This window comes from Microvirga sp. P4_G7, assembly GCF_056401005.1.
This window is the reverse complement of the sequence record NZ_JBFUKD010000422.1, coordinates 1-3335: the sequence shown is the minus strand read 5'-3', so window position 1 is coordinate 3335 and position 3335 is coordinate 1. Positions and strand designations below refer to the sequence as shown.

The 3335-nt window shown below is 58.8% G+C and carries 3 protein-coding genes and 1 pseudogene; all 4 read right to left on the bottom strand.

The genetic code is table 11. The features are described from left to right. Positions 1-187, bottom strand: a pseudogene (locus AC1DT3_RS15695) (hypothetical protein); the annotation flags it as partial. A gap of 304 nt (positions 188-491) precedes the next feature. Further along, positions 492-1211: a hypothetical protein gene (locus AC1DT3_RS15690; RefSeq protein ID WP_477466176.1), complete on the bottom strand. Its 720-nt coding sequence runs from the start codon at positions 1209-1211 to the stop codon at positions 492-494. Positions 1212-1532: 321 nt separating this feature from the next. Next, positions 1533-1874: a DUF779 domain-containing protein gene (locus AC1DT3_RS15685; protein WP_477466175.1), complete on the bottom strand. Its 342-nt coding sequence runs from the start codon at positions 1872-1874 to the stop codon at positions 1533-1535. A gap of 52 nt (positions 1875-1926) precedes the next feature. After that, positions 1927-3335: aldehyde dehydrogenase (adh, locus tag AC1DT3_RS15680; protein ID WP_477466174.1), on the bottom strand; the 1409-nt coding region annotated here is incomplete at its 5' end.

Here is a 3335-nt window from a genome sequence, read left to right as displayed (position 1 = left end):
TTCCAAACAATTCGCGCGGCGTTGCGGCGAGTGCCGGGATGTAATCGGCTACAGTGCCTTCATCGATGCCCTTGAAACGCTCGTAGGCCTCATCCAACAGTGCCCGCACAGTCTCAGCGGAGGGCAGGCGGCCGGTGGATATCGGGGACTCGTCAAATGGTCCGTCAGCGTGAAGCCGAATGTCCATGTTCCCGATCTCCATCGTTACATTCCGCCACGCGCGACGATCGGTAATCCTACTCAGGATAAAATTCCGAGCAAGAATGGATTCCGTTTTACAGCGTGGCGCTGGCCAGATGCCGAGATGCCGTACCTCAAACCCAAATACTTGGGCGTTTCGGTTGGAAGGTCAGCCAACGCGCGGTCGGCAGCGTGAGAGGTCCTCATCAAACCGCGCGCGGCGATCGCCGATGATCGCGCAATGAGAATTGCAAGAATTCGGTCGAGACAACTTGATTGATGCTGCAGACGACTAGCGGACGGCGCCAGTTTCAGAACCGCATGCTGAGCCCGACGATGGGCCCGTGCTGCAGCATGTCGAATTCGTAACGCGTCCGGCCGGTCCCCTGTGAGTAATCCACGTAGAGAGCCCGATAGCCGAGGACGCCGGAGAACACGACACCTTGGTAAGTGCCGAAGTCGAACCCGTAGCCCCCGATGGCCTGCCAGGAAAACCTGCTGCCCACGCTAAAACCGCCGATGTCACCGCGCACGAAAAGCTCATGCCCCGGCGTCACCGTGTAGCGGATTCGCGCACCGATCATGGGATCGAGCCAATCGACGGATCCGGAACGTGCGATTGCGCGAGCGCCTACGATCTCAAGATCACCGATCTCAGCCGTTTGAAACCGATCGAACGACAGATCTGCTTCTTGATACCAGTAGCGTGCACCACCAAGGATATCGAAGGCGAAGGGTCCAGATCGCGCGATTTCATAGGTCGCTCCCACTTCGACGATCGCCATCTGGTAATCGAGATCGAGCGCGCGGCCGACGCTGCCGACGATCCCGGGTACGGCGCTGCGGTTTCTGACATGGCTTCCCGAAGCGCCGATCTTGCTCCAGACCACATCGCCATAAAGAGAGAAAGCGCCGTTGCGTGCCTCGAAATCTCCCATCAAGGCGATCAGCGAATCGCTCTTTTCGACGATATCGATAAAACTCGCATCAACTTTGACCGTTCGTCCCCGGACGGTTTGATTGCCTCTCATGGCCGGCAGCCATCCGTAGGGCACGAAGCGGTATGTCCAACCGGAGGGTGCCTCCACACTTGCATGGACGGCCGGAGGAGGGGACAAATCGGCCGCATGTGAGCCCATAAGGCCACCTAGGAAGAAGAACGCTACAGAAGCGCCGAATGAAATTCGATCGAGCCACTGCGTCATGGGGCATTCTTTCGTTTGCCGAACACGTCCGCAGCCATAGCAGCCGACGGACTGCTCCGGGTCAAGTCAGAATATGGAATGAAAGCGTTCACACCCGGGCGTTCAAGCAATGCTCCGGGCGCTCGGCGTGGGCCCAGGGATGCCTGCTTACGTTTGAGGSATCAGGCGCGAACGGGTGAGGAACCGGCGCTCTCGACCGTTGTCGAGGGAGAACATCCCACCGCGCCCGGGAACGACATCGAGGATCAGCTTCGTGTGCCGCCAGGCCTCGAATTGGGATTCGCTGATGTAGACCGGTACATCGTCGATACGGCCGAGCAGAACATCTCGATCGCCGACGATGAAGTCGTTTTGGGGATAGCACATCGGAGACGAGCCGTCGCAACAACCACCCGATTGGTGGAACAGGATAGGACCATGATCGGCCTTTATCTCACGGATCAGCGCGAGGGCCGCATCAGTCGCTTCCACACGTTCAGGTTCGGCCATGGCGATGCTCCGGAGGGGAGAGGTGCGAGCGTTGCGCTCGCACCTGAGAGGATCAGAAGAAGCCGAGTTTCTTCGGGCTGTAGCTGACAAGCATGTTCTTCGTTTGTTGGTAATGGTCGAGCATCATGCGATGGTTCTCGCGTCCGATACCGGATTGCTTGTAGCCACCAAACGCCGCGTGGGCCGGATAGGCGTGATAGCAGTTGGTCCAGACACGCCCAGCCTTGATCGCACGCCCAAAACGGTAGCAGCGATTTGCTTCGCGACTCCAAACGCCCGCGCCAAGGCCGTACAGAGTATCGTTGGCGATGCTCAACGCATCGTCGTCGTCTTTGAAGGTCGTTACGGAAACGACCGGGCCGAAGATCTCCTCCTGGAAGACGCGCATCTTGTTGTGCCCGCGAAGAACTGTCGGCTTCACGTAATATCCGCCAGCGAGATCTCCCGGCAGCATATTGCGTTCTCCGCCGGCGAGAACTTCGGCGCCCTCCTGCCGTCCGATATCAAGATAGCTCAGGATCTTCTCGAGTTGCTCCGATGACGCCTGCGCTCCTATCATCGTTTTCGGATCAAGTGGATCGCCCTGAACGATGTCTTCGACCCGGGCGAGCGCGCGTTCCATGAAGCGGTCATAGATGCTCTCGTGGATCAAAGCGCGGCTCGGACAAGTGCAAACTTCCCCCTGATTGAGAGCAAACATGACAAAGCCCTCGATTGCCTTGTCGAAGAAATCGTCATCCTCGTTGGCGACATCCTTGAAGAAGATGTTCGGCGACTTTCCACCCAGTTCCAGCGTAACGGGGATCAGGTTCTGGCTGGCATATTGCATGATCAGCCGTCCGGTCGTCGTTTCGCCGGTAAAGGCAATCTTGGCGATACGGTTGCTGGAGGCGAGCGGCTTCCCGGCTTCGAGACCGAACCCGTTGACGATGTTGAGAACGCCTGGCGGAAGGAGGTCCCCGATCAATTCAGCCCAAACAAGGATGGATGCCGGGGTCTGCTCCGCGGGCTTGATCACGACGCAATTTCCAGCTGCCAGCGCCGGTGCGAGTTTCCAACAGGCCATCAGAAGAGGGAAGTTCCACGGAATGATCTGCCCGACGACGCCCAGCGGTTCGTGGAAATGATAAGCGATGGTGTCGTGGTCGATCTCCGAAATCCCGCCTTCCTGTGCTCGGATGCAACCCGCGAAATAGCGGAAATGGTCGATCGCCAGTGGGACGTCGGCGGCGGTGGTCTCGCGGATCGGCTTGCCGTTGTCCCAGGTCTCCGCCTCGGCGAGCAGCGCGAGATTGTCTTCCATTCGTTGAGCAATGAGATTGAGAATCTGCGACCGTTCGGCGGCGCTGGTCTTCCCCCATGCGTCCTTTGCGGCGTGGGCGGCGTCGAGAGCGTGTTCGACGTCGGTCGCATCCGAGCGGGCGATTTCACACAGGATCTGGCCGTTGACCGGAGATGTAT

Excerpts from the sequence above, each read along its gene's own strand:
- AC1DT3_RS15690 (WP_477466176.1), bottom strand. The coding sequence starts at position 1,211 with ATGAGAGGCAATCAAACCGTCCGGGGACGAACGGTCAAAGTTGATGCG.